General features: G+C 64.0%; 21 protein-coding genes and 1 tRNA gene. 13 read left to right on the top strand and 9 right to left on the bottom strand.

Going from position 1 to position 22,995, the window contains the following annotated elements; translation table 11 throughout:
- Positions 1–82 precede the first annotated feature (82 nt).
- The 7 genes from FJW07_RS11350 to FJW07_RS11320 all read left to right on the top strand — a co-directional run bounded on the left by FJW07_RS11350 (position 83) and on the right by FJW07_RS11320 (position 8,280).
- Positions 83–1,753 carry a ribonuclease J gene (locus tag FJW07_RS11350; protein ID WP_140856437.1) on the top strand — a complete coding sequence of 557 codons (1,671 nt, stop codon included), beginning with the start codon at positions 83–85 and terminating at the stop codon, positions 1,751–1,753.
- 146 nt (positions 1,754–1,899) lie between these two features.
- Positions 1,900–2,304, top strand: coding sequence for a methylmalonyl-CoA epimerase (mce, locus tag FJW07_RS11345; RefSeq protein ID WP_140856435.1), 405 nt, complete (start codon positions 1,900–1,902; stop codon positions 2,302–2,304).
- The gene (locus tag FJW07_RS11340) at positions 2,301–2,585 is read left to right on the top strand and encodes a DUF1467 family protein (protein ID WP_140856433.1); all 285 of its coding nucleotides are present in this window, start codon (positions 2,301–2,303) and stop codon (positions 2,583–2,585) included. The genes mce and FJW07_RS11340 overlap by 4 nt, the downstream gene beginning before the upstream one ends.
- Positions 2,586–3,158: 573 nt before the next feature.
- Positions 3,159–4,487: a proline--tRNA ligase gene (proS, locus tag FJW07_RS11335; RefSeq protein WP_140856431.1), complete on the top strand. Its 1,329-nt coding sequence runs from the start codon at positions 3,159–3,161 to the stop codon at positions 4,485–4,487.
- Positions 4,484–5,770 carry a lipoprotein-releasing ABC transporter permease subunit gene (locus tag FJW07_RS11330; protein WP_140653614.1) on the top strand — a complete coding sequence of 429 codons (1,287 nt, stop codon included), beginning with the start codon at positions 4,484–4,486 and terminating at the stop codon, positions 5,768–5,770. The genes proS and FJW07_RS11330 overlap by 4 nt, the downstream gene beginning before the upstream one ends.
- Complete coding sequence (locus FJW07_RS11325; protein WP_140856429.1) at positions 5,770–6,450, top strand: ABC transporter ATP-binding protein; 681 nt, start codon at positions 5,770–5,772, stop codon at positions 6,448–6,450. The genes FJW07_RS11330 and FJW07_RS11325 overlap by 1 nt, the downstream gene beginning before the upstream one ends.
- A gap of 579 nt (positions 6,451–7,029) precedes the next feature.
- Positions 7,030–8,280: an SRPBCC family protein gene (locus FJW07_RS11320; RefSeq protein ID WP_140856427.1), complete on the top strand. Its 1,251-nt coding sequence runs from the start codon at positions 7,030–7,032 to the stop codon at positions 8,278–8,280.
- 155 nt (positions 8,281–8,435) lie between these two features.
- On the opposite strand, the gene lipB is transcribed toward FJW07_RS11320, so the two are convergent.
- Positions 8,436–9,179 (bottom strand): lipoyl(octanoyl) transferase LipB, encoded by a 744-nt coding sequence (lipB, locus tag FJW07_RS11315; protein WP_140856426.1) that lies wholly within the window; start codon positions 9,177–9,179, stop codon positions 8,436–8,438.
- Between the two features lie 227 nt (positions 9,180–9,406).
- On the opposite strand from lipB, the gene FJW07_RS11310 reads away from it, so the two are divergent.
- A tRNA-Leu gene (locus FJW07_RS11310) sits at positions 9,407–9,491 on the top strand.
- A gap of 154 nt (positions 9,492–9,645) precedes the next feature.
- On the opposite strand, the gene sucD is transcribed toward FJW07_RS11310, so the two are convergent.
- The 5 genes from sucD to FJW07_RS11285 form a co-directional block, all read right to left on the bottom strand.
- A complete protein-coding gene (sucD, locus tag FJW07_RS11305) occupies positions 9,646–10,545 on the bottom strand; it encodes a succinate--CoA ligase subunit alpha (protein ID WP_140856424.1) in 900 nt (299 codons plus the stop codon).
- A gap of 13 nt (positions 10,546–10,558) precedes the next feature.
- Positions 10,559–11,746 (bottom strand): malate--CoA ligase subunit beta, encoded by a 1,188-nt coding sequence (locus tag FJW07_RS11300; protein WP_140856422.1) that lies wholly within the window; start codon positions 11,744–11,746, stop codon positions 10,559–10,561.
- Between the two features lie 21 nt (positions 11,747–11,767).
- Complete coding sequence (locus FJW07_RS11295) at positions 11,768–12,730, bottom strand: CoA ester lyase (RefSeq protein ID WP_140856420.1); 963 nt, start codon at positions 12,728–12,730, stop codon at positions 11,768–11,770.
- A gap of 10 nt (positions 12,731–12,740) precedes the next feature.
- Positions 12,741–13,931: an aminotransferase class V-fold PLP-dependent enzyme gene (locus FJW07_RS11290; RefSeq protein ID WP_140856418.1), complete on the bottom strand. Its 1,191-nt coding sequence runs from the start codon at positions 13,929–13,931 to the stop codon at positions 12,741–12,743.
- A 135-nt stretch (positions 13,932–14,066) separates the two neighbouring features.
- Positions 14,067–14,738, bottom strand: a complete 672-nt coding sequence (locus FJW07_RS11285) for a response regulator transcription factor (protein WP_140705667.1) — start codon at positions 14,736–14,738, stop codon at positions 14,067–14,069.
- 361 nt (positions 14,739–15,099) lie between these two features.
- On the opposite strand from FJW07_RS11285, the gene mgtE reads away from it, so the two are divergent.
- Together mgtE and FJW07_RS11275 are read left to right on the top strand one after the other, a co-directional pair.
- Complete coding sequence (gene mgtE / locus FJW07_RS11280) at positions 15,100–16,518, top strand: magnesium transporter (protein ID WP_140646666.1); 1,419 nt, start codon at positions 15,100–15,102, stop codon at positions 16,516–16,518.
- A gap of 143 nt (positions 16,519–16,661) precedes the next feature.
- Positions 16,662–17,048, top strand: a complete 387-nt coding sequence (locus FJW07_RS11275; RefSeq protein ID WP_140856416.1) for a MerR family DNA-binding transcriptional regulator — start codon at positions 16,662–16,664, stop codon at positions 17,046–17,048.
- A gap of 326 nt (positions 17,049–17,374) precedes the next feature.
- Here the strand turns inward: FJW07_RS11275 and FJW07_RS11270 are convergent, their stop codons facing one another.
- A complete protein-coding gene (locus tag FJW07_RS11270; protein ID WP_140856414.1) occupies positions 17,375–17,854 on the bottom strand; it encodes an isoprenylcysteine carboxylmethyltransferase family protein in 480 nt (159 codons plus the stop codon).
- The gene (locus FJW07_RS11265) at positions 17,851–18,852 is read right to left on the bottom strand and encodes a DUF1624 domain-containing protein (RefSeq protein ID WP_140856412.1); all 1,002 of its coding nucleotides are present in this window, start codon (positions 18,850–18,852) and stop codon (positions 17,851–17,853) included. Before FJW07_RS11265 ends, FJW07_RS11270 begins: the two co-directional genes overlap by 4 nt.
- Before the next feature lie 229 nt (positions 18,853–19,081).
- Between FJW07_RS11265 and FJW07_RS11260 the strand changes: the two genes are divergently transcribed.
- Positions 19,082–20,281, top strand: a complete 1,200-nt coding sequence (locus FJW07_RS11260) for an MFS transporter (RefSeq protein ID WP_140856410.1) — start codon at positions 19,082–19,084, stop codon at positions 20,279–20,281.
- On the opposite strand, the gene FJW07_RS11255 is transcribed toward FJW07_RS11260, so the two are convergent.
- On the bottom strand, positions 20,250–21,440 hold the full coding sequence (locus tag FJW07_RS11255; protein WP_140856409.1) for an aromatic ring-hydroxylating dioxygenase subunit alpha: 1,191 nt from the start codon (positions 21,438–21,440) through the stop codon (positions 20,250–20,252). The genes FJW07_RS11260 and FJW07_RS11255 overlap by 32 nt on opposite strands.
- 196 nt (positions 21,441–21,636) lie before the next feature.
- Between FJW07_RS11255 and FJW07_RS11250 the strand changes: the two genes are divergently transcribed.
- On the top strand, positions 21,637–22,323 hold the full coding sequence (locus tag FJW07_RS11250; protein ID WP_140653664.1) for a gamma-glutamylcyclotransferase: 687 nt from the start codon (positions 21,637–21,639) through the stop codon (positions 22,321–22,323).
- A 132-nt stretch (positions 22,324–22,455) separates the two neighbouring features.
- Positions 22,456–22,995, top strand: coding sequence for a bifunctional adenosylcobinamide kinase/adenosylcobinamide-phosphate guanylyltransferase (gene cobU, locus FJW07_RS11245; RefSeq protein WP_140856407.1), 540 nt, complete (start codon positions 22,456–22,458; stop codon positions 22,993–22,995).

Raw genomic sequence — 22,995 nt, 5'->3', positions numbered from 1 at the left:
GCAATTCCGGAGGAAAACCGTGACACGCTTTTCCCAGAATTGCTCCAACGGCTTGGTCTGACGGCCAGGAAGGAAAGAATTCATGGCGAATAAGGAAAACGTCGAGCTCGTTTTCGCGCCGCTGGGCGGCGTTGGCGAGATCGGCATGAACTTCGCCCTTTACGGCTATGGGCCTGCCGACGCGCGCGAATGGATCATCGTCGATGTCGGCGTCACCTTTCCGGACAGCGCGCATCCCGGTGTCGATCTCATCCTGCCCGATACGCGCTTCATCGAGGAGAATCTCGATGGTTTGCGCGGCATCGTCATCACGCATGCGCATGAGGACCACTACGGCGCGCTGCTCGATATCTGGCCGAAGCTTAAAGTCCCGGTCTGGATGACGCCGTTCACTGCCGGCCTGCTCGAGGCCAAGCGGCAGGGCGAGCAGAACGCCCCGAAGATTCCGGCGTCGATCTACCGGGCCGGCGAGACATTCACCGTCGGACCGTTCGCGATCGAGGCCATTCCGGTGGCGCATTCGATCCCCGAGCCGATGTCGCTGGCGATCACCACGCCCGCCGGCACCGTGATCCACACCGGCGACTGGAAGATCGACCCGGCGCCGACGATCGGTCCGAAGACCGACGAGGCGCGTTTCCGCGCCTATGGCGACAAGGGCGTGCTGGCGCTGATCTGCGATTCCACCAACGCGTTGAGGGAAGGGGAGTCGCCGTCGGAAGTCGCGGTCGGCGAAGGCCTCAAGGGCGTCATCGAGAAAGCCAAGGGGCGCGTTGCCGTCACCACCTTCTCCTCCAATGTCGGGCGCATCGTCTCGATCGCCAGGGCGGCACGCGATGCCGGCCGGCAGTGCCTGGTGCTTGGCCGCTCGCTGAAGCGCGTCATCGATGTGGCGGGCGAGCTCGGCTACATGGATGGCCTGCCGGAGTTCATCGCCGAGGAAGACTACGGCTATATCCCGCGCGAGAACCTGGTGATCATCTGCACGGGCAGCCAGGGCGAGCCGCTGGCCGCGCTTGCCAAGCTTTCACGCGACGAGATGAAGTCGGTGGCGCTGACGGCCGGCGATACCGTGGTGTTTTCCTCGCGCACCATTCCCGGCAACGAGAAGGCGATCCTCGAGATCAAGAACCGGCTGATCGATCTTGGCATGAAGATCATCGAGGACGGCGATGCCCTGGTGCATGTCTCCGGCCATCCGCGCCGCAGCGAGTTGCGCAAGATGTATGAATGGGTCCGGCCGCAGATCGGCGTTCCCGTGCATGGCGAGGCGGCGCATCTGGTGGCGCAGGGCTCGCTGATGTCGATGTCGGGCATCGGCCAGGTGGCGCAGGTGCGCGACGGCGACATGCTCAGGCTCTGGCCCGGCCCGGCGACGATCATCGACCAGGTGCCATTCGGCCGGCTCTACAAGGATGGCTCGCTGATCGGCACCGACCAGGCGATGGGCATACGCGACCGCCGCAAGCTTTCCTTCGCCGGCCATGTCGCCGTCAATGTCGTGCTCGACGACAAATATGAGCTTGCCGGCGACCCCGACCTGGTGGCGATCGGCGTCGCCGAGTCCGATGCCAGCGGCGAGACGCTGGAGGACCTGATGCTCGATGCGGCAATCGGCGCGGTGGACTCCATTCCGCGCCAGCGCCGAAAAGACCTCGACCTGGTGCAGGAAGCGGTGCGCCGTGCCGTGCGCGGCGCCGCCAACGAAGCCTGGGGCAAGAAGCCGCTGGTGACTGTGTTTGTGACGAGATGAAGAGTAGGGCAGTAGGGAATAGGCAGTAGGCAGTAGGCAATAGGAAAGCGATTGCTTTTAGCTCGCCAAATTTGCTTCTTCTCTACTGCCTACTGCCTACTGCCTACTGCCTACTGCCTACTGCCTACTGCCTAGGGAAACCGCCAATGCTTGGACGCCTGAACCATGTCGCGCTTGCCGTGCCGGATCTGGCCGCGGCAATGGCCGCCTATCGCGATACGCTGGGCGCGCGGTTGAGCGCGCCGCAGGCGCTGCCCGAGCATGGCGTGAGCGTCGTGTTCGTCGATGTCGGCAACACCAAGATCGAGTTGCTGGAGCCGCTGGGCGAGACTTCACCCATCGCCGCGTTCCTCGAGAAGAATCCATCCGGCGGCATGCATCACATCTGCTATGAGGTCGACGACATCCTGGCCGCTCGCGATCATTTGAAGCAAAGCGGCGCGCGCGTGCTGGGCGACGGCAATCCGAAGATCGGCGCGCATGGCAAGCCGGTGCTGTTCCTGCATCCGAAGGATTTCTTCGGCACGCTCGTCGAACTGGAGCAGATATGAACTGGATACTGTTCGCCGCGCTGTTCTTCATCATCTGGTGGATGGTGCTGTTCGTTGTTCTTCCGTTCAGCTTGCGCACCCAGGACGACGACCAGGATGTCACGCTTGGCACCGTTTCCAGCGCGCCGCGGGGCCCGCATATGCTGCGCGCCTTCATCCGCGCGACGATCGTGACGGTGGTCGTGATGGGCATCCTCTACGGCCTGACGATGGGCCTGGGGTACAGCTTCGACGACGTCATGCGGATCATGCCGGACTTCACGCCGGACGTCAGTCACTGAAGGCGACAACACAGTTTCCGCAAGTATTGAGCAGCACACGCGCGCCAAGGTTGAAATCGGAAGCCGGCTTCCGATTCAACGGCTAATCACGCCTGATGCTGTTTGGCAGATGGTTGTGCTAAGCAGATGATTGCACAAAAAAAATGCAAGGCACAAGGCCTTGCAATTTAAACGCGTCCGATCTGTTTCCGGTGTCCGGCGGCAGCGAGTTACCGCGCCTAGATCGCATCCTCCCAAGACTTTGACCGCGTAGGAGAGCAGATTTTTCTCCGCCCTCTCGGTTATCGGCGCACACTAGACCAAGGCAGGTGAAAATGTCACGAAGAATTTTGCCTCGAAACAGGCAATATCGTGCTGCACTGCACAATAGTGCGGCAGGGCTTGCTTGTGAATCGATCAAAAAGCCATTTGCGGCACTTTGCAGCCAAAATCGCCTTTTTGGTAAGGTGCAGAAGGCCCCGATACTTTGGGGCACTCGGGTTTCCATTCGGCCATGAAATGGCTATGAAGCCCGGGCAAGCAGCCTCGGTTGCGCCGATTCCCGCGCCGCCATTTTCACTCACGGACCAGTCCATGCGTTTGTCGCGCTATTTCCTGCCCATTCTCAAAGAAAATCCCCGCGAGGCCGAAATCGTCTCCCACCGGCTGATGCTGCGCGCCGGCATGATCCGGCAGCAGGGGCAGGGCAGCTTTTCGTGGCTGCCGCTGGGCAAGCGCGTGCTGGACAAGGTCTGCCGGATCATCCGCGAGGAACAGAACCGCGCCGGCGCGCTGGAAATCCTGATGCCGACCATCCAGTCGGCGGATCTGTGGCGAGAAAGCGGCCGTTACAACGACTATGGCAAGGAGATGCTGCGCATCAAGGACCGCCAGGACCGCGACATGCTCTACGGGCCGACCAATGAAGAGATGGTCACCGAGATTTTCCGCGCCTATGTGAAGTCCTACAAGGACCTGCCGCTCAATCTCTACCACATCCAGTGGAAGTTCCGCGACGAGGTGCGCCCGCGCTTCGGCGTCATGCGCAGCAGGGAGTTCCTGATGAAGGATGCTTACTCCTTCGACCTCGATTTCGAGGGCGCCAGGGCCGCCTACAACCGCATGTTCGTCTCCTATCTCAGGACGTTCACACGCATGGGCCTGCAGGCTATTCCGATGCGCGCCGACACCGGCCCGATCGGCGGCGATCTCAGCCATGAGTTCATCATCCTGGCCGACACCGGCGAGAGCCAGGTGTTCTGCGACCGCGCCTATCTGTCGCTCGACGTGCCGGGCGCCGCCACCAACTTCTCCAACGATGCGGAGATCGGCGACATCGTGAAGAAGTGGACGACGCCTTATGCCGCCACCGACGAGATGCATGACGAGGCGGCCTGGGCGAACGTTCCGCCAAGCGAGCAGGTCTCGGCGCGCGGCATCGAGGTCGGCCACATCTTCCACTTCGGCGAGAAATACTCCAAGCCCATGGGCGCCAAGGTGACCGGACCCGACGGCAAGGACCATTACGCCTCGGGCGGCTCCTATGGCATCGGTCCGTCGCGGCTGGTCGCGGCGATCATCGAGGCCAGCCATGACGAGAACGGCATCATCTGGCCGGAGGCGGTGGCGCCCTTCGATATCGGCCTGATCAACATGAAGGTCGGCGACGGCGAATGCGACCGCGTCTGCGACGAGCTTTATGCGGCGCTCACTTCGGCCGGCAAGGACGTGCTCTATGACGACACCGACCAGCGGCCCGGCGGCAAGTTCGCCACCGCGGATCTGATCGGCCTGCCGTGGCAGGTGATCGTCGGACCGCGCGGCGTGGCCGCCGGCGAGGTCGAGATCAAGAACCGCAAGTCGGGCGAGCGCGCCACACTGCCGATCGCGGAAGCCAAGAAACACCTGGGTATCGCCGCATGAGCGAGCCGGCGGCAGCGGCCAGGTCAGCGGCGGGCGCTTTCTCCGGCTTCGAACGCATGGTGGCCTGGCGCTATCTGCGCTCGCGCCGCAAGGAAACGGTGATCTCGGTCATCGCCTCGATCTCCTTCCTCGGCATCATGCTGGGCGTCGCGACGCTGATCGTCGTCATGGCCGTGATGAACGGTTTTCGCGCCGAATTGCTCACCCGGATCCTCGGCGTCAACGGCCACCTCATCGTGCAGCCGCTCGATTCGCCGCTGGAGGACTACGCCCAGGTGGCGAGCCGCATCAACGGTGTCGCGGGCGTCAAATACGCCATTCCGCTGATCGACGGCCAGGTGCTGGCGCAAGGCAATGTCGGGGGCGGCACGGGCGCGCTGGTGCGCGGCATCCGCGGCGAGGACCTTGGCAAGATTTCGATCGTCGCCAGCAACATCAAGCAGGGCACGCTCGACGGTTTCGACACCGGTGACGGCGTGGCGATCGGCAAGCGCATGGCGGAAAGCCTCGGACTGGTGCTCGGCGACACGATCACGCTGATCTCGCCGGACGGCGACGTGACGCCGCTCGGCACCACGCCGCGCATGAAGGGCTACAAGGTGGCGGCGATCTTCGAGGTCGGCATGTCCGAATATGACAGCTCGATCGTCTATATGCCGTTCTCCGAAGCGCAGCTCTATTTCAACATGGACGGCCGCGCGCAGACCATCGAGATCTATGTCGACAATCCCGACAATGTCGACGCGCTGAAGCCGCTGGTCGAGCAGGCGGCGCAGCGGCCGGTCGATCTCGTCGACTGGCGCCAGCGCAACGAGACCTTCTTCTCGGCGCTGCAGGTCGAGCGCAACGTCATGTTCATGATTCTCACACTGATCGTGCTGGTGGCGGCGCTCAACATCATTTCCGGCCTCATCATGCTGGTGAAGGACAAAGGCCACGACATCGCCATCCTGCGCACGATGGGCGCCTCGCGCGGCGCGATCTTGCGCATCTTCCTGATGACGGGGGCGGCGATCGGCGTCACCGGGACCATCGCCGGCGTGCTGCTCGGCGTCGTCATCTGCCTCAACATCGAATCAATCCGCCAGTTCTTCTCCTGGATGACCGGCAGGATCCTGTTCAACCCCGAGCTCTATTTCCTCAGCCAGCTGCCGGCGAAGATGGATCCGCGCGAGACGACCTACGTCGTCATCATGGCGCTGGCCCTGTCGTTCCTCGCGACGGTGTTTCCGGCCTGGCGGGCCGCCCGGCTCGATCCGGTCGAAGCCTTGAGGTACGAATGATGGCCGAGGCCATTATCGAATTGAAGGGCGTCGAGCGTCACTACGTCCAGGGACCGCGCAAGCTCACCATCCTGAACGGCGCCGACTTTTCGCTCCGGCGCGGCGAGATGGTGGCGCTGGTCGCGCCGTCGGGCACCGGCAAGTCCACACTGCTGCATACGGCGGGTCTGCTGGAGCGGCCCGATGCGGGCGACGTGATCCTCGCCGGCCGTGCCTGCGGCCGGCTGTCGGACGAGGAGCGCACCGCGATCCGCCGCAACGATGTCGGCTTCGTCTACCAGTTCCATCATTTGCTGCCGGAGTTCTCGGCGCTCGAGAACATCATGATGCCGCAGCTGATCAAGGGGCTTTCCCCCAAGGACGCTTCGGAGCGGGCAGCCCAGCTTCTCGACTACATGCAGATCGGCAAGCGCGCGCAGCACCGGCCGGCCGAGCTTTCCGGCGGCGAGCAGCAACGCGTCGCCATTGCCCGCGCGGTCGCCAATGCGCCGCTGGTGCTGCTGGCCGACGAGCCGACCGGCAATCTCGATCCGGTCACCGCCTCCTATGTATTCGATGCGCTGGAGGCGCTGGTCAGGCAGTCAGGCCTCGCGGCGCTGATCGCCACCCACAACCATGAGCTGGCCTCGCGCATGGACCGGCGCGTGACGCTGGCCGAGGGTAAGGTCGTGCCGCTTTAGGCCAAGCCGATATTCGGATGAGGCTGGCCTGCGGACGGCAGCTTCCGGCCTTCGCCGGCCGAAGCCCTCATAAGTGTCTCCGCTCTATGAAGGCTACGGCCGGCGTAGGCAGGTTCTCGGAACCCGCCATCCTCGGCTCAGCCCGATCCGAATCTCGGCTTGGCCTGGCTCAGCGCAAATACCCCAATCGTGCGCTAACCCTTCCTTAACCCTGCAGAAATGGACCGCCCGGATTCGTTCGGCGCGGTGTGTGGCGGCCGTTGACATTCGAACAAAATCAGAACAAACTACGAACATACTAACAACGGAGAGAGTTATGTCTGATCTGGTTCAGGATGTCGTCTCGCTGGTTTGCATGAGCACCTTCCTCGTTTCCATGGCGATCTGGATCGGCGCCATGTGATCGGGCGGCCTAGCCGCTGCCGGGACGGGCAAATGCCCGACCGCTGTTCGGGCGGGCAAGAGCCCGCCCTGGGATAGGCAAGGGCCGCCCGGTGATGGGCAAGAGCCCACTCCTTGTTAAGTCTTTCTTGGCCGGGCCGACGCTAGGTTGTTCCCTCAAGACAGGGAGCGAATTCGGTGTCGGTCATCGTCACGGTCACCCTCGTGGCCGGCAATCTCGGACTGATCTTTCTTTTGATGACCGTGCCGCTCGGACTGCGCACGGTGACGGTCAGCCGCGTGATCAAGGCCGACCGCGATCGCCTCTGGCAGACGCTGTGGCCGTTCGGCGGCGACGCCGGATGGTCCGGCGAGATCCTTTCCGCCGAGCCGCTGGACGGCGAGGGGACGGTGCTGATCAAGCTGTCCTGGGAAGGGCGCGACGGCCGGCCGATCGAACGCAAGGCGCGGTTCGAGGATGTGAGGGAAGGCAGTCGCTTTTCGATGCGGGTTATCGAGGACACTGCGCTCGATCCGTCGTTCTGGGCAAACTATCGCGAGACCGCCGAACTCGTGCCCAAGGGTGATGCGACGCGGGTCACGCTTACTCAAACCGATCGCTACCGCGGCGTCGCGTTCCTGGTCTTCCGTTTCTTCGCCATGCGCCGCGAGCTCAGCAAGCTGGACGTCTGGGCGGCTACCGGCACGTATCGCAAGGGCGGCTGGTTCGAGCATCCGCTGAGCCAGATCGGCTTTGCCGTGCTTTCGGCCCTGATCCTGTGGCCGTTCTTCGGCCTCAATATCGGCGGCCTGGCCCTTGCCGCGATCCTGACCTCGGTGGTCGCCCTGCACGAGCTCGGCCATATGGCGGCCTTCCGGCTGACGGGGCATCGCCGGGCACGGATGATCTTCATTCCGCTGCTTGGCGGCATTGCCATCGGTGGCAGGCCCTATGACAGCCGCTTTGAGGTCGCCTTCGTGGCGCTTATGGGCGCAGGCTTCTCCGCTTTCCTGGTGCCGGTGCTGATCGCCGCCAGCGGTTTCGCCAACGGCGAGGGACATCGGCTTGTCGCCATGCTCCTGGCAACGCTCGCCGGCTGCGCATCGCTGTTCAACATCGCCAATCTGGTGCCGGTGTGGAAATTCGACGGCGGCCAGGTGCTGCGTCAGATCTGCCCGGGTCCGGCAGCACTCGCGCTGGCGTCCTTCCTGCTGCTCTCGGCGCTTCTAGCGCTCGGCTGGCGGGCCGGTTTTTCGCCGAGCTTCCTGCTGATCGCCGGCGCAGTGTTCGCGATCCTCAGCCTGATCACCATGGGCAGCGGCGTGAAGCCCCGACACGAGCTGAAGCCGATCAAGACCTTCGACCGGCTGGCCATGGCCGGCGCGCTGCTCGCCGTCTTTGCCATCCACGGCTACGGGATGCTGTGGGCATCCGCGCAGCTGATGTAGAGTATGTTGATATTCAGATGAGTCCGGCCTGCAAACGGCAGCTTCCTGCGCTTCCGGTGCTCACGTACTTAAGTACGCTCCGCTCCGGTTCTCGGAACCCACCGTTTTCGGCTCGGCCTGACCTGAATCTCAACACACTCCAGGCGGAGCGATGTTCAGCCGGCCTTGCGAGCAGGCTCTGCAGCCGGAACGGCGGAAGGCCCGAACACATCCTCGAAAGCGGACTTCAGCGCGAGGTCGAGGTCGGCCATGGTGACCGGCAGCCCGAGATCGACGAGGCTGGTCACGCCGTGGTCCTGGACGCCGCAGGGCACGATGCCGCTGAAATGGCCAAGTTCCGGTTCGACATTGATGGCGATGCCGTGGAAGCTCACCCAGCGCCGCAGCCGGATGCCTATTGCCGCGATCTTGTCCTCGGCCGACGTGCCGTCCGGCAGGGCAGGACGATCCGGCCGCACCACCCAGACGCCGACGCGGTCCTCGCGCCGCTCGCCGCGCACATCGAAGGCGGCAAGCGTGGAGATGATCCATTGCTCGAGCGCCGCGACGAAGGCGCGCACATCCTCGCGCCGGCGCTTCAGATCGAGCATGACATAGGCCACGCGCTGGCCGGGGCCGTGATAGGTGTATTCGCCGCCGCGGCCCGCGGCAAAGACCGGGAACCGGTCGGGGTCGATCAGGTCCTCGATGCGGGCGCTGGTGCCGGCGGTGTAGAGCGGCGGATGCTCGACCAGCCAGACCATTTCGCCTGCCGCGCCGCTGCGGATCGCTTCGGCGCGAGCCTCCATGAAGGCAAGGGCATCCGGATAGGCGGTAAGGCCTGGCTCGATCACCCATTCAACCGGCGCCGAGCCGGGCAGGGGCAGGAACGACGTGGCGATCTGGCTGCGTTCTGTCATGGAACTTTCTCGATGCTCCTCCCATATGGCGGCAATCGGCCAAAACGTCCAGTTCCGGCAACGTGAAGGCGGGCTGCGGAGGCTTGTGGCGGCAGCACCTCGTCCGCCCAAAACCTCTGCGCACCTATCGGTGATACGCATTCGCGAATATTCCGCTCAGCGCACTTGTTTCGCCGGAAACGATTTGCTACAGGCCCCGGGCCGGATGGTTCCGGCTCCTACCACGTGCGGTCGTGGCGGAATTGGTAGACGCGCAGCGTTGAGGTCGCTGTGGGGCAACCCGTGGAAGTTCGAGTCTTCTCGACCGCACCAAAATCTCCGCAAAAAGCCAATGGAACCCGGCGCTGGCAGGCGACTGTCGCCACGGCTGTGTGCTTCTTGCTCGCCAAACGAAAGCGGCGGCGGGTCATGAAGACCGCCACCGCCTGGAATTCCCGACCAATCCAAAGCCATCAGGCTAGACCGATCAAGCCGCCTTCTTCGTCCGCGCCAGCGTATCGGCCACCACTTCGCCGAAGGAGGCGGGGGTCGGGACGATGACGACGCCGGCTTCCTTCAGGATCTCGACCTTTTCCTGCGCCGACTCGCCGAAGGCGGAGATGATCGCGCCGGCATGGCCCATGCGCCTTCCCTTCGGTGCGGAAAGCCCGGCGATGTAGGCGATCAGGGGCTTGCGCATATTGTCGCGCGCCCAGATCGCGGCTTCGGCTTCCTGCGGGCCGCCGATCTCGCCGATCATCACCACGGCGTCGGTGTCGTCGTCCCGCTCGAAGAGCTGCAGGATGTCCTTGAAGGACGAGCCGTTGATGGGATCGCCGCCGATGCCGACGCTGGTCGACACGCCGATGCCCAGCGCCTTCATCTGCGAGGCCGCCTCGTAACCCAGCGTGCCGGAGCGGCCGACGATGCCGACGCGCCCCGGCAGATAGATGCTGCCCGGCATGATGGCCATCAGCGCCTGTCCGGGGGTGATGACGCCGGCGCAGTTCGGGCCGACCAGCCGCATGCGATCCTCGAAGCGGTAGCGGCGCATGTAGCGCTTGACCCGCATCATGTCCTGCGAGGGGATGCCGTCGGTGATGCAGACGCAGAGTTTTATCCCGGCGTCCGCCGCCTCCATGATCGAATCGGCGGCGAAGGGCGGCGGCACGAAGACGATGCTCGCCTCGGCGCGGGTCTCGCGCACCGCGCCCTTGACGGTGTTGAAGACGGGCAGGCCGAGATGCGTCTGGCCGCCCTTGCCGGGAGTGACGCCGCCGACCAGCTTGGTGCCGTAGCGCTTCATGTCGTCGGCATGGAAGCTGCCGATCTTGCCGGTGAACCCTTGCACGATCACGCGCGTGCTGCGGTTGAGCAGGATTGCCATTTCTCGACCTCCCTCAGGCTGCTTTTTTGTTCTTGGTGGCTTCGCGCCAGGCGGCGACGGCCTTTTCGGCGGCTTCGGCCAGTGTGTCGGCGATGATCACCGCCTCGCCGGAATCGGCCAGGATCTTGCGCCCTTCCTCGACCTTGGTGCCGGAAAGGCGCACCACCAGCGGCACATCGACGCCGACCTCGCGGATCGCCTTGATGACGCCTTCGGCCACCCAGTCGCAGCGGTTGATACCGGCGAAGATGTTGACCAGGATGGTCTCGACATTCTTGTCGCCGAGCACCGCGCGGAAGGATTTCGCCACCCGCTCCGGCGAGGCGCCGCCGCCGATGTCGAGGAAGTTGGCCGGCTCGCCCCCGGCGATCTTGATCATGTCCATCGTCGCCATGGCGAGCCCAGCGCCGTTGATGATGCAGCCGATATTGCCGTCCAAGCCCACATAGGAGAGGCCGCGGTCGCTGGCGAACGTCTCGCGCGGGTCTTCCTGGCTCTTGTCGCGCAATTCAGAGATTTCCGGGCGGCGAAACAGCGCGTTCTCATCGAAGGACATCTTGGCGTCGAGCGCGACGAGGTTGCCTTCGCGCGTCACCACCAGCGGATTGATCTCCAGCATCGTGGCGTCATAGTCGCGGAACACCCGGTAGCAGCCGAGGATGGTTTCGGTCGCCTTACCGATCAGATTGTCCTCGAGCCCGAGCCCGAAGGCGATCTCGCGCGCCTGGAAGCGCTGCATGCCGACGCCCGGATCGACAGTGGCGCGGATGATCGAATCCGGCGCCGTCTCGGCGATCTCCTCGATCTCCATGCCGCCGGCGGCCGACGCCACGATCATGACGCGCTCTTCCTTGCGGTCGAGCACGAAGCCGAGATAGAGCTCCTGCGCGATGTCGACGGCTTCCTCGAGATAGAGGCGCGAGATCAGCTTCCCGCGCGGGCCGGTCTGCTGGGTCACCAGCTTGCGCCCGAGCATGGCTTCGGCCGCGTTGGAGATCTCCTCGTCGTTCGAGCATAGCTTGATGCCGCCGGCCTTGCCACGCGCGCCGGAATGGACCTGCGCCTTCAGCACCCATTTCGCGCCGCCGATCTCCCTGGCACGGTAGGTCGCCTGTTCGGGGCTGTAAGCGAGGCCGCCGCGCGGCACATGCACGCCGTGGCGGGCAAGCAGTTCCTTGGCCTGGTATTCGTGGATGTCCATCTTGTCCTCCCGGTATTTTTTCTATTGCGCGGCAGCGTGCTGCTGACCGGCGCGCTCGATCGCCTCGTTCACCACCAGCACGTTGCGCGCCATGCGCTCCGACGCCGCGTCGATCATCTTGCCGTCGAGGGCGGCGGCACCCTTGCCGAGCGCTTCCGCTTCCTTCAGCACTTCGAGGATGCGGCGGGCACGCGTGACTTCCTTTTCCGGCGGCGAGAACACGTCGTTGGCCAGGGCGATCTGCGAGGGATGGATCGCCCATTTGCCCTCGATGCCGAGTGCCGCGGCGCGCCGGGCGGCGGCCTTGTAGCCTTCGGGGTCGGAGAAATCGCCGAACGGCCCGTCGATGGCGCGCAGGCCATAGGCGCGGCAGGCGACCGTCATGCGCGACAGCGCGAAATGCCACTGGTCGCCGGGATAGTCGGGGTTGAGGCCGCCGATGTTGACGGTGCGCGCCTTGTTTGAGGCGGCATAGTCGGCGACACCGAAATGCATGGCTTCCAGCCGGCCGGGCGCGGCGGCGATCGCTTCGACATTGGCCATGCCGAGCGCCGTCTCGATCAGCGCTTCGAGGCCGACGCGGGTCTTGAAACCCTTGGCCATCTCGATCTGGTTGACCATGGCCTCGACCATATAGAGGTCGGCCGGCACGCCGACTTTCGGCACCAGGATCGTATCCAGCCGATCGCCGGCCTGCTCCATGACATCGACGACGTCGCGGTACATGTAATGCGTGTCGAGGCCGTTGATGCGCACCGAGACGGCCTTGCCCTTGGCGCGCCAGTCGATGTCGTTGAGCGCCTGGATGATGTTCTTGCGGGCGCGCTCCTTGTCGGGCGGCGCGACCGCATCCTCGATGTCGAGGAAGACGAAGTCGGCGGCGCTGTTCGCCGCCTTGTCGATCATCTCCGGGCTCGAACCCGGGACGGCGAGCTCGCTGCGCTGCAGCCTGAGTTTCTTCAGATGGTTGATGGTGTGGCTCATGGTCCGCTCCTCACGCCGCCTTGGCGATCGGCACGCCGGCCGTGCGGCGGAAGTGCTCGATCGCCGCGGCCACGCCCGAGCCGGGCGCCAGACGCACACCGCAATCGAGCAGCGCCATTTCGGCCGCCGACAGCGAGGCGCAGACCATCACCTCGTTCAGCCAGCCGAGATGGCCGATGCGGAAGACTTTTCCGAACACCTTGTTCAAGCCGCCGCCGAGCGACGTCTGGTAGGCCTGGTAGGCGCGCTTGACGACATCGCCGCTATCGATGCCTTCCGGCACCATAATGGCGCTGACCGTGTCGGAATGCCATTTCGGCGCCTTGGCGCAGAGCTTCAGGCCCCAGGCGTCGACCGCCTTGCGCACGCCTTCGGCAAGGCGATGGTGGCGGGCGAAGATGTTGTCGAGCCCTTCCTCCTCGATCAGGTCGAGCGAGGCGCGCAGGCCGCGCAGCAGCTGGGTGGCCGGTGTGTAGGGGAAATAGCCGGCATCGTTGGCGCGGATCATGTCGTCGAAGGAGAAGAAGCAGCGCCGGTGCGTCGAAATCCGCGAGGCGGCCAGCGCCTTCTTGCTGACCGACAGGAAACCGAGGCCGGCCGGCAGCATGAAACCTTTCTGCGAGCCGCTGACGGCGCAGTCGACGCCCCATTCCTCCTGGCGGAAGTCGATCGAGCCGATCGAGGAGACGCCGTCGACGAAGAGGAGCGCCGGGTGGTTCGCCGCATCGAGCGCGGCGCGGCAGCCGGCGACGTCGCTGGTGACGCCCGTCGCGGTCTCGTTCTGCGTGCAGAAGACCGCCTTGATAAGATGGGCCTTGTCGGCCTTAAGCCGCTCCGCATAGATTTCGAGCGGAACGCCGGTGCCCCATTCGCAGTCGATGAGGTCAACCTCGAAGCCGAGGCGCTCGGCCATGTCGACCCACAAATGCGAGAACTGGCCGAAGCGCGACATCAGCACCTTGTCGCCGGGGCTGAGCACGTTGGTCATCGCGGCTTCCCAGGCACCGGTGCCGGAGGAGGGATAGATGAAGACACGGCCGCTTTCGTTCTTGAAGACTCGTTTGATGTCCTCGAAGAGCGGCAAGGTCAGGTCGGGGAAGGAGGCGGCGCGCATATCCTCCATCGGCAGGTTCATGGCCTGCCGGACTTGCTCTGGAATGTTGGTAGGCCCCGGGATGAAAAGATGCGTGAACCCAGCCATGCGCGAAATTCCTCCGATCGTTTGGGATTGTGGAGGCAGTTTCGTTTCGATGAGGCCTTGCAACAACACCTTGCCGGGTAAGTTGTTGGCCCTTGCGGGTGGGTTGATCCTACCCGATTGGCCTACCCGGGCGGCCTAACCGAAAGGCGGTTTGGACGTGCGGCGTTTCTCGCTGGAATAAAGCGCGACGGCCATGGCGCGATTGCGCACGTCCAGCTTGTCGTAGAGATTCTTCAGGTGATACTTCACCGTGTTCTCGGAAATCCCGGTCCGCGTTGCAATCTGCAGGTTGGTCCAGCCGTCGGAAAGCACCGCCAGCAATTCGCGCTCGCGTACGGTGAGCCGCGACAATGGCGTGTCGTTGACCTTGTTGATGTCGATATAGGGGATGCAGATGCGGCCATGCGCCACCGCAAGAATCGTCTCGAAGATCACCGGCGGATCGTCGAACTGGAAGCAGTAGCCCTGCACGCCGAGGCGTACGCATTGCTTCAGAATGCCGATATCGTGGTCGTTGGAAAAGATCGTGATGCGCACACCGAGCTCGCGGCTCTGAACTTCCGTAAGCACATCGGCGCCATCCATGTCGGCGAGCTTCCAGCCGACGACGGCGACGTCGAATTTCGTGGCGGCGGCCAGTTCCAGAAATTGCGCGCCGCTGTGCACGGCATCGAGCAAATCGAAACGCCCGTCGCATTCCAGCATTTCGCGCAGCGCCGAAACAACGAAAGGATTGCGCTCGGCGACGACCACGCGAACGCGCCGCTCGGTATTTCCTTGGTTCGTCTTTGCGGACTTGATGTTCAAGGGCAGCGTTTGTCCTCGGACTGTTTAGCGATGCGCTGATCCTGCTGGATCATGCATCATGACAATTCTGCCTCAATGGGGAAGGGGTGCTCTTTCCCCAGCGACATGCGCTGTCGCGTCGACTGAAGCGATTGTCACGCCTGCGAGGCGGGCGCCGTATACTGCTCTTGTGGGGGTGCGAGTCGAAGACAACCGCCACATTTCCTTGGCTATTCCGTGCGCTAGAGCGACATCTTTCCAAGACGAATCCTATTGCCGCGCTATCTGCCGCACAGGGTTTGGATTTCCCGAAAAGCGGTTTCCACTTTTCGGGATCATGCACTAGACCTCATTTCGGGATTCCTCGTTGCGGGAGGCGCTGGTGGAAGGCCAGGACAGACAGACGACCGGCGCCGCGCCCGCCGAGGAGCACCATGCCGACATCTATGGCGAGGACGGCGCCGTGCGCGCCTCCTTCCTTGCCCAGATCGGCGCGGCTATCGCCGACCGCGATACGATCACCCTCAAGCGCGAAGTCGACGACCTGCACCAGTCGGAGCTCGGCGACGTGCTGGAGGCGCTTCACCCCGAACAGCGCCGCGCGCTGGTTGAACTGCTCGGCTCCGATTTTGACTTCTCCGCGCTGACCGAAGTCGACGAGGCGATCCGCCTCGACATCGTCGACAACCTGCCCAACGCGCAGATCGCGCAGGCGGTGCAGGAGCTCGATTCCGACGACGCCGTCTACATCCTCGAGGACCTCGAGAAGGAAGACCAGGACGAGATCCTGTCGCAACTGCCTTTCACCGAGCGCATCAGGCTGCGGCGCTCGCTCGACTATCCGGAAGAGACCGCCGGCCGGCGCATGCAGACCGAGTTTGTCGCCGTGCCGCCGTTCTGGACGATCGGCCAGACCATCGACTACATGCGCGAGGACAAGAACCTGCCCGAGCGCTTCAGCCAGATCTTCGTCATCGACCCGAGCTTCAAGCTGCTCGGCGCCATCGATCTGGACCAGATCCTGCGCACCAAGCGCGCGATCAAGGTCGAGGAGGTCATGCATGAGACCCTGCACGCGATCCCGGCCACGATGGACCAGGAAGAGGCGGCACGGGAGTTCGAACAATACAACCTGCTTTCCGCCGCCGTGGTCGACGAGAACGTGCGGCTGGTCGGCGTGCTGACCATCGACGACGTGGTCGACGTCATCCAGGAGGAGGCGGAAGAGGACCTTCTGCGCATGGGCGGCGTCGGCGACGAAGAACTGTCCGACACGGTGCTCGCCACCTCGCGCTCGCGCGTGCCCTGGCTGCTGGTCAACCTTGTGACCGCCTTCCTCGCCGCTTCGGTGATCGGCCTGTTCGACCGCACGATCGAGCATATCGTGGCGCTGGCGGTGCTGATGCCGATTGTCGCCGGCATGGGCGGCAATGCCGGTTCGCAGACTATGACCGTCACCGTGCGCGCGCTGGCGACCAGGGATCTCGATATCTACAACGCGGCGCGCATCATCCGCCGCGAGGTCGGCGTCGGTTTCATCAACGGCATGGTGTTCGCGGTGCTTATCGGCATGGTCGCCGGTTTCTGGTTCCGCGACCCCAATCTGGGCGGCATCATCGCGGCGGCGATGATCATCAACATGTTCGCCGCCGCGCTGGCCGGCATACTCATCCCGCTGGTGCTCGACCGCTTCAAGATCGATCCGGCGGTGGCCTCCGCGGTCTTCGTCACCACCGTCACCGACTGTGTCGGTTTTTTCGCGTTCCTGGGGCTGGCGACGTGGTGGTTTAGAGTGCCCTAAACCAACATGCCCGGCGTTAATTGACTTTTACGTAAATGCCGTGCGAGGTTGCCCTTGGGTCACGCGCCGATTCCGGCGCGGGATGGGTCTGATCGGAGGGAAGGGCGACGCTCCAGCGGCGATGCCCGGGCTTGGGAGCAGGAATGCGGGAATATTATACGATCACCGAGCTGACACGCGAGTTCGACGTGTCGACGCGGACGTTGCGTTTTTACGAGGACGAAGGGCTGGTGCAGCCTGTAAGGCGCGGCCGCACACGGCTGTTCCGGCCGTCCGACCGGCACCTGATCCGCCAGATCATGCGCGGAAAAAGACTCGGCTTCTCGATCAACGAGATCCGCGAGATCATCCAGATGTATAAGGAGCCGCCCGGCGAGGTCGGCCAACTCAAGCTGATGATCAAGCGCATCGAGGAGAAACGCGAGGGCCTGCGCCAGAAGCGGCGCGACCTGGAGGAGACGCTGGCCGAGCTGGACCAGGCTGAAGAGTCCTGCGTGGAGCGGCTGGCTGAGCTGGGTGTGAATACGTGAAGCGCGGTGAGCAGGAGTTTTGCAGGGCAACTATCGCAAACGTTCGAGATTAGCCGGTGCCTCTCAGCTTCGTCATCCACGGGCGGAGCGGGAGCGAAGCGGACGCGGAGACCCGAGGATCCATTCCGTGACCTTGATCGAAGAGTGCAGCAGAGCAGAAGTCTGCACCGTTGCAACGCCTTGATGTCACGGAATGGTCTGCGCGCGTCGCTTCGCTCCTTGCTTCGCCATAGAATGACGACAGGAGAGGCGTTGCGGCTAAGGCGAGGCACGCAACCTGACTGCTAAAGAAGCATGACCCCGCACCGATCCAAGCGAGGCAGCCCTCAGATCCAGCGGCGCACCCTTTTTGCGTAGTCGCGGTATTTCTTGCCGAACTTCGCCGCTAGGATCTTTTCTTCCTTCTCGATCGCCAGCTTTTGCGTGGCGAAAGCGGCGAGGAAGGCAAAGAGCAGGAACCAGGCGATGCCGGTGATGAAGGCGACGCCGATCAACAGCAGCGTGTTGGCAAGATACATCGGGTTGCGGGTGATGCCGAAGGGGCCGGACGTCACCAGGTGGTCCGGCTCGGCATTGGGGTCGAGCGTCGTCTTGGCTTTGAACATGGCGCGGATGGCCGTGATCCACAGCATGGCGACGCCGAACAGCGCCACCCAGCCGACGCCGAACAGGAGATCGCCAAAGATGTCGCCGATCCAAGGCAGCGGGTAGAGCATGCCGAGGGCGACGCTGAGCGCGATCGCCACGACATAGATCACCGGCGGCCAGGGAATGATCCCGTGTCTGGGCTTTACGATGCCCGTCATTGCTGCCCTCCCTCCATCTGGTCCTCCGTCGCGGCGGTGCAGGTTTCCGCCAGGTCGGCCAGATGCGATTTCCAGACGCTGGACTGGTCGTTGGCGTAGAGCTTGTCGAGAGACCCTTCGCCCTTCAGTGTGTCCAGCATGCAGCCACAATAGCTCGTACAGAACTTGCTGTCCCGCTGCTGTTCGCATTGCGCCTGGCAAGCCGGCAGGAAGCCGGCTTCCCTATCCTGAGGGGCGGCGGGCATGACCTGCGAGAACAACCATACCGAGCCGAACAGAAGCGGCTGGTGGATGAGGTAGAAGGCAAGGCTGTGCCTGCCGATGAAGGTCAGCGGGTTCGACCAGCGGTCGGGCGCCCATGTTCTCAAGCGGGCGAGCAAGCCCGACGCCGAAGCGAGCTTCACCGTGGCCACGCCCGCAAGCACCGCGCCAAACCATGGGAAAAGCGGCACATAGTCGTTGGAACGCGGGTTGCTGGCGGAAAGGCCCACCCACCACAGCGCCGGATGGTCGAACAACTCCGACCGCAGATAGTAGGGTGCCGCAATGACGGCCGCGGCGATGATTGCCGTCAGCAGCCAGGGCAGCCTGAGAAAGGCAAGGCCGAGCAAGCTCGCCAGCGCGATCTCGTGCAGGATGCCGAAGAAGATGAAGCCGTCCGGGGTGACGAAATAAGTGACCGTCGAAATGGCGATCGCCGCCACGGCAACCATGGCAAAACGCTTCCAAAAGCCTGGCCAGCGGATCTGACGGCCATGGGCGAGGAAGAGGCTGACGCCGACCAGGAACAGGAAGGTCGAGGCAATGCAGCGCGCGTAGAACTTCCACCAGCCGAAGGCGGTGAGGGCTGGCGCGGTGTAGCCGAAATTTTCGAGGTCCCAGGTGAAGTGGTAGCTCGCCATCGCGATCAGTGCGATGCCGCGCAGGATGTCGATGGCCTGGATGCGGCCGCGCTTGGGGGGATCCTGAACGGGTTCGCCGGTCGTTTGAACGCTCATTGATCTCGCAATCCGATTCAGTCCTGCCGAACGACTATCACGGTTCAAGCCGACGACAGAAGCAGGCGGCCATCAATGCGTTTCATGGCAGCCATGAAATTTCGCTTTAGGCCAGCGCCGGAAAGCCTTTGGCAAGCTTCGCTTTTCGGCCTCTGGGGGTCGGTTTCCTGCTACAGGCCGGCAACTGGCCCGGCCAGATTTGAGGGGTGATTCACGTTCCGGAGGGCCGATGTCCACCCATGTGCGCCATCCGATCTGGCTTCCGGCCTTGCGGCCGGCGGACGCGCGCACCTTCGCCTCGCTCTATGCGGTGGAATCCTTCGCCCGCGCCACCGTCTCCAGCGTGATCCCGATCCAGGCCTACGAGATCCTGCACAATGAGCGGACCGTCTCGATGCTCTACACCATCGTGTCGTTGATGGGCCTTTCGGTCACGCTGTTCATGCCGATGCTGATACGCCGCTTCGCGCGGCGCTGGGTCTACACGGCCGGCTGCGTGCTGCTGGCGATCGGCTCCGCCTTCTTCGTCACTCATACGCTGCCCGGACAGATCGCCGGCATGCTCTGCCGCGTCATGGGGGCGAGCGCGCTGTCGATCACGCTCAACCTCTACATCATGGACCACATCCGCAAGACCGACTTCATGCAGGCGGAATCGCTGCGCATGGCCTGGTCGATGTTCGCCTGGACGGGCGGCCCGACGCTCGGCATCTTCCTCTACACGCATTTCGGCATCTATGCCGCGCATGGCGCGGTCGTGGTGTTCGCGTTCGCGCTGCTTTGCCTGTTCTGGTTCTACCGGTTGACCGACAACCAATCGATCCGGCCCGGCAAGTCGCGCCCTGCCAATCCGCTTGCCAATATCGGCCGCTTCGTGAAGCAGCCGAGGCTCAGGCTCGCCTGGCTGATCGCCTTCGGCCGCTCCTGCTTCTGGACGACGTTTTTCGTCTACGGTCCGCTGTTCATGGTGATCACCGGCCAGGGCGAGCTCGCCGGCGGACTGCTGGTTTCGGCCGGCAACGCGCTTCTGTTCGTGGCGATCTTCTGGGGCAGGGCCGGCAAGCGCTTCGGCGGAAGGCGGGTCATGACCTTCGCCTATTTCGCCATGGCCGCCATGCTGTTTGCGGCAGGCGGCGTCGGCGAGGCCGCACCGCTGCTCACGGCCGCGCTGCTGCTGGGTGGCGCGCTCTTCACCATCGCGCTCGACGCGCTCGGCTCGACCGCCTTCATGCGCTCGGTGCGCACTTATGAAAGAGCGCAGATGGCGGCGGTCTACCGCACCTATCTCGACTTCTCCGAACTGACGCCGCCGCTGGTCTATTCGGTGGTGCTCGCCTTCTTCGGCCTCGGCTCGGTGTTCGTCACGCTCGGCATCCTGGCCGCCTTCTGCGGCTTCGTCACCTGGCGCTATCTGCCGAAGGCATTTTGAACGCCGCGTGACAGCCGCGCACCCAATCGTGGAAGCGGTGCAGGTCGTATTCTTCCGGCATCAGCGCGCCGGCCTCGTGGCGCATCGAGCGCAGGCCTTTCTGGTTGACCTCGCAGATCGCGGCGTCTTCCTCCAGCACCTGGGTGCCGAAGGCGACGATGTTGTCGATGTCGGTCTCTGCCAGCGCATCCGGGGCGAACAGCCATTCGGCGGTGAGCTCGGTCTGCTCGGGGCCGAGCGGGGAGAGCCGCACCGTGCGCATGTAGTCGACATGGCCGACGATGAACATCGAGGGCAGCGAGGTGGCGTAGGTCTGGCCGGCGGCGCGCTCGGCTGGGGTCAGGCCGGAAAAGACCGGGCCGTGCACATGGCCGTCCTTGGACCAGGTTTCGGCGCCGGCGCGCAGGCGGCCCGAGAATTCCGGATCGTCATTGTCGGCATGGCGCGACCATTCGGGATCGTCATGCCTTGCCATCAGGCCGCGGCCATAGATCGGCACCAGCCGCGACAGGTCCTTATGGACGCCCGGGCAGTGCAGGCATTCGTTGAAATTTTCCCAGAAGATCTTCCAGTTGCAGTTCATCACCTTGGTCAGCCGGTGGCCGGTGACGAGCGTTTCCAGCGGCCAGTTGGAAAGATTGCCGGAGGCGCGATCGAAAGAGGTTTCCGCCGAGCCCTCGGGGTCCTCGGCGAGGTTGATGAAGACGAAGCCGCGCCAGAGCGAGAGCGCCACGCGGTAGAGCGGATAATCGGCCTTGTCGAAGCCGTCGGGCAAGGATTTCGACGGCACGCGCACGAGATCGCCGCGCAGCGAATAGGACCATGCGTGGTAAGGGCATGTCAGCAGCCTGGCCTTCAGCCGCCCGGCGCTTTCCTGGCAAAGCTGCGAGCCGCGATGCCGGCAGGTGTTGTGGAAGGCGCGCAAGGCGCCGGTCTCGTCGCGCAGCACGACGATCTCCTGGCTGCCGATACTGAAGGTTCGGAAGGCGAGGGGCTCCGCCAGATCGGCCTCGCGGCAGACCATCAGCCAGCTCCGGTACCAGATGCCGCCCAGATCGCGCCGGTAGGCGTCGGCGTCCCAATAGGCCGCCGACGGCAAGGTCGGCTGCAGGCTGGTCAGGCCGTTGTAAGGGTCGCGCTCGCTCGGATTAGGCTGCATCGGCTTCTCCCCGCCAGAGCAGTCCAGCGCTCAATGGGATCACTGAGCTGCTCTAACTCTTTGTTTTTACGCAATTCCGGACGGTTATGCACTTTCCTGGAATTGCTCTGATGCCAGCCGACACCCGGGCAAAGCTGTTGTCAATTGCCGGCTCCGCGCATTGTGGCGGCCACGGGAGGACCTTAAGGTCGAACGCATGCTGCCAAGAACCATGTCGCTTACGGAGGAACTGGTCGCCCGTTGCTTTCGCACGGTCGAGGATGCGGGACCGGATCCCGACGCCGCGCATCTGGATGACGCCGACTATGACGCAATGGCGCGCATGCTTGAGGCTCAGCTTCCAGCCACCGAACCGCTTTGGCTGTTTGGCTATGGCTCGCTGATCTGGAAGCCTGAGATCGAGCATGTCGAGGAGCGGGTGGCCCTGCTGCGCGGCTGGCATAGATCGTTTTGCATGAACATGACACGCTGGCGGGGGACCAAGGCAAGTCCGGGCCTGATGATGGCGCTGGACCGCGGCGGGCAGTGCAAGGGCGTCGCCTTTCGGCTCGGCGACGGCGACAGGCGAGAGCAACTCGACAAGATCCTGCGGCGCGAGGTGACGCTGAAGCCGACCAGCTACCATCCGCGCCTGCTCAATATGACGAGTGATGGCGGCGCGCTGCGGGCGCTGGCCTTCGTCATCAACCGCCAGGGCACCACCTATGCCGGCCCGTTAAGCGAGGAGGCGGTTGTCGAAAGGCTGGCGACCTCCTGCGGTCATTGGGGCTCGGGCGCCGACTATCTCTACAACACGGTGAAGAATCTCGAGCAGCGCGGCATCCACGATGCGCATCTGTGGCGGTTGCAGCAGCTCGTCGCGGCGCGGATCGCCGCCGCGTAGCAACCCGTGACCTGTGCCGCAATCGCGCCGGGCGGTGGCGGAATTTGGTTTGCCGGCCGGAGGGCTTCTGCCTAAAGTCGCGCCGTCGGCCTGATGGCCGCGACAATATTCATCCAACGGTGAAGGCAGGGAATGACCGGCGCGACAGCCGCGAGCGCAGCTTCCAATCGGAAACTGACTTTCGTCCTCGGCGGCGCGCGCTCGGGGAAGAGTTCGCATGCCGAAAGTCTGACAACGGCCTTTTCGTCACCCTGGGCTTACATAGCCACGGCACAGGCTTATGACGACGAGATGCGCGAGCGCATCGCGCTGCATCGGTCGCGGCGCGGCGAAGGCTGGGTCACCGTCGACGCGCCGCTCGAACTGGTAGGCGCAATCGAAGCCTTGCCGGACCACCAGCCGGTGCTGATCGATTGCCTGACGCTGTGGCTCACCAATCACATGCTGGCCGAACACGATGTCGAGGCCGAATGCCAGCGGCTGGCGGATATGCTGTCGCGGCCGCGCGGGCCGTGGTTCGTGGTCTCGAACGAAGTCGGACTGGGCATCGTGCCCGACAATGCGCTGGCGCGCCGGTTCCGCGATGCCGCCGGCCGGCTCAACCAGCAGGTCGCGGCGGTAGCCGACAGCGTTCTCATGATGGTGGCGGGGCTGCCGCTCAAGGTGAAATGA

The organism is Mesorhizobium sp. B3-1-9, assembly GCF_006439595.1.
Taxonomy (GTDB): domain Bacteria; phylum Pseudomonadota; class Alphaproteobacteria; order Rhizobiales; family Rhizobiaceae; genus Mesorhizobium.
This window is presented reverse-complemented; position numbering and strand designations above follow the sequence as displayed.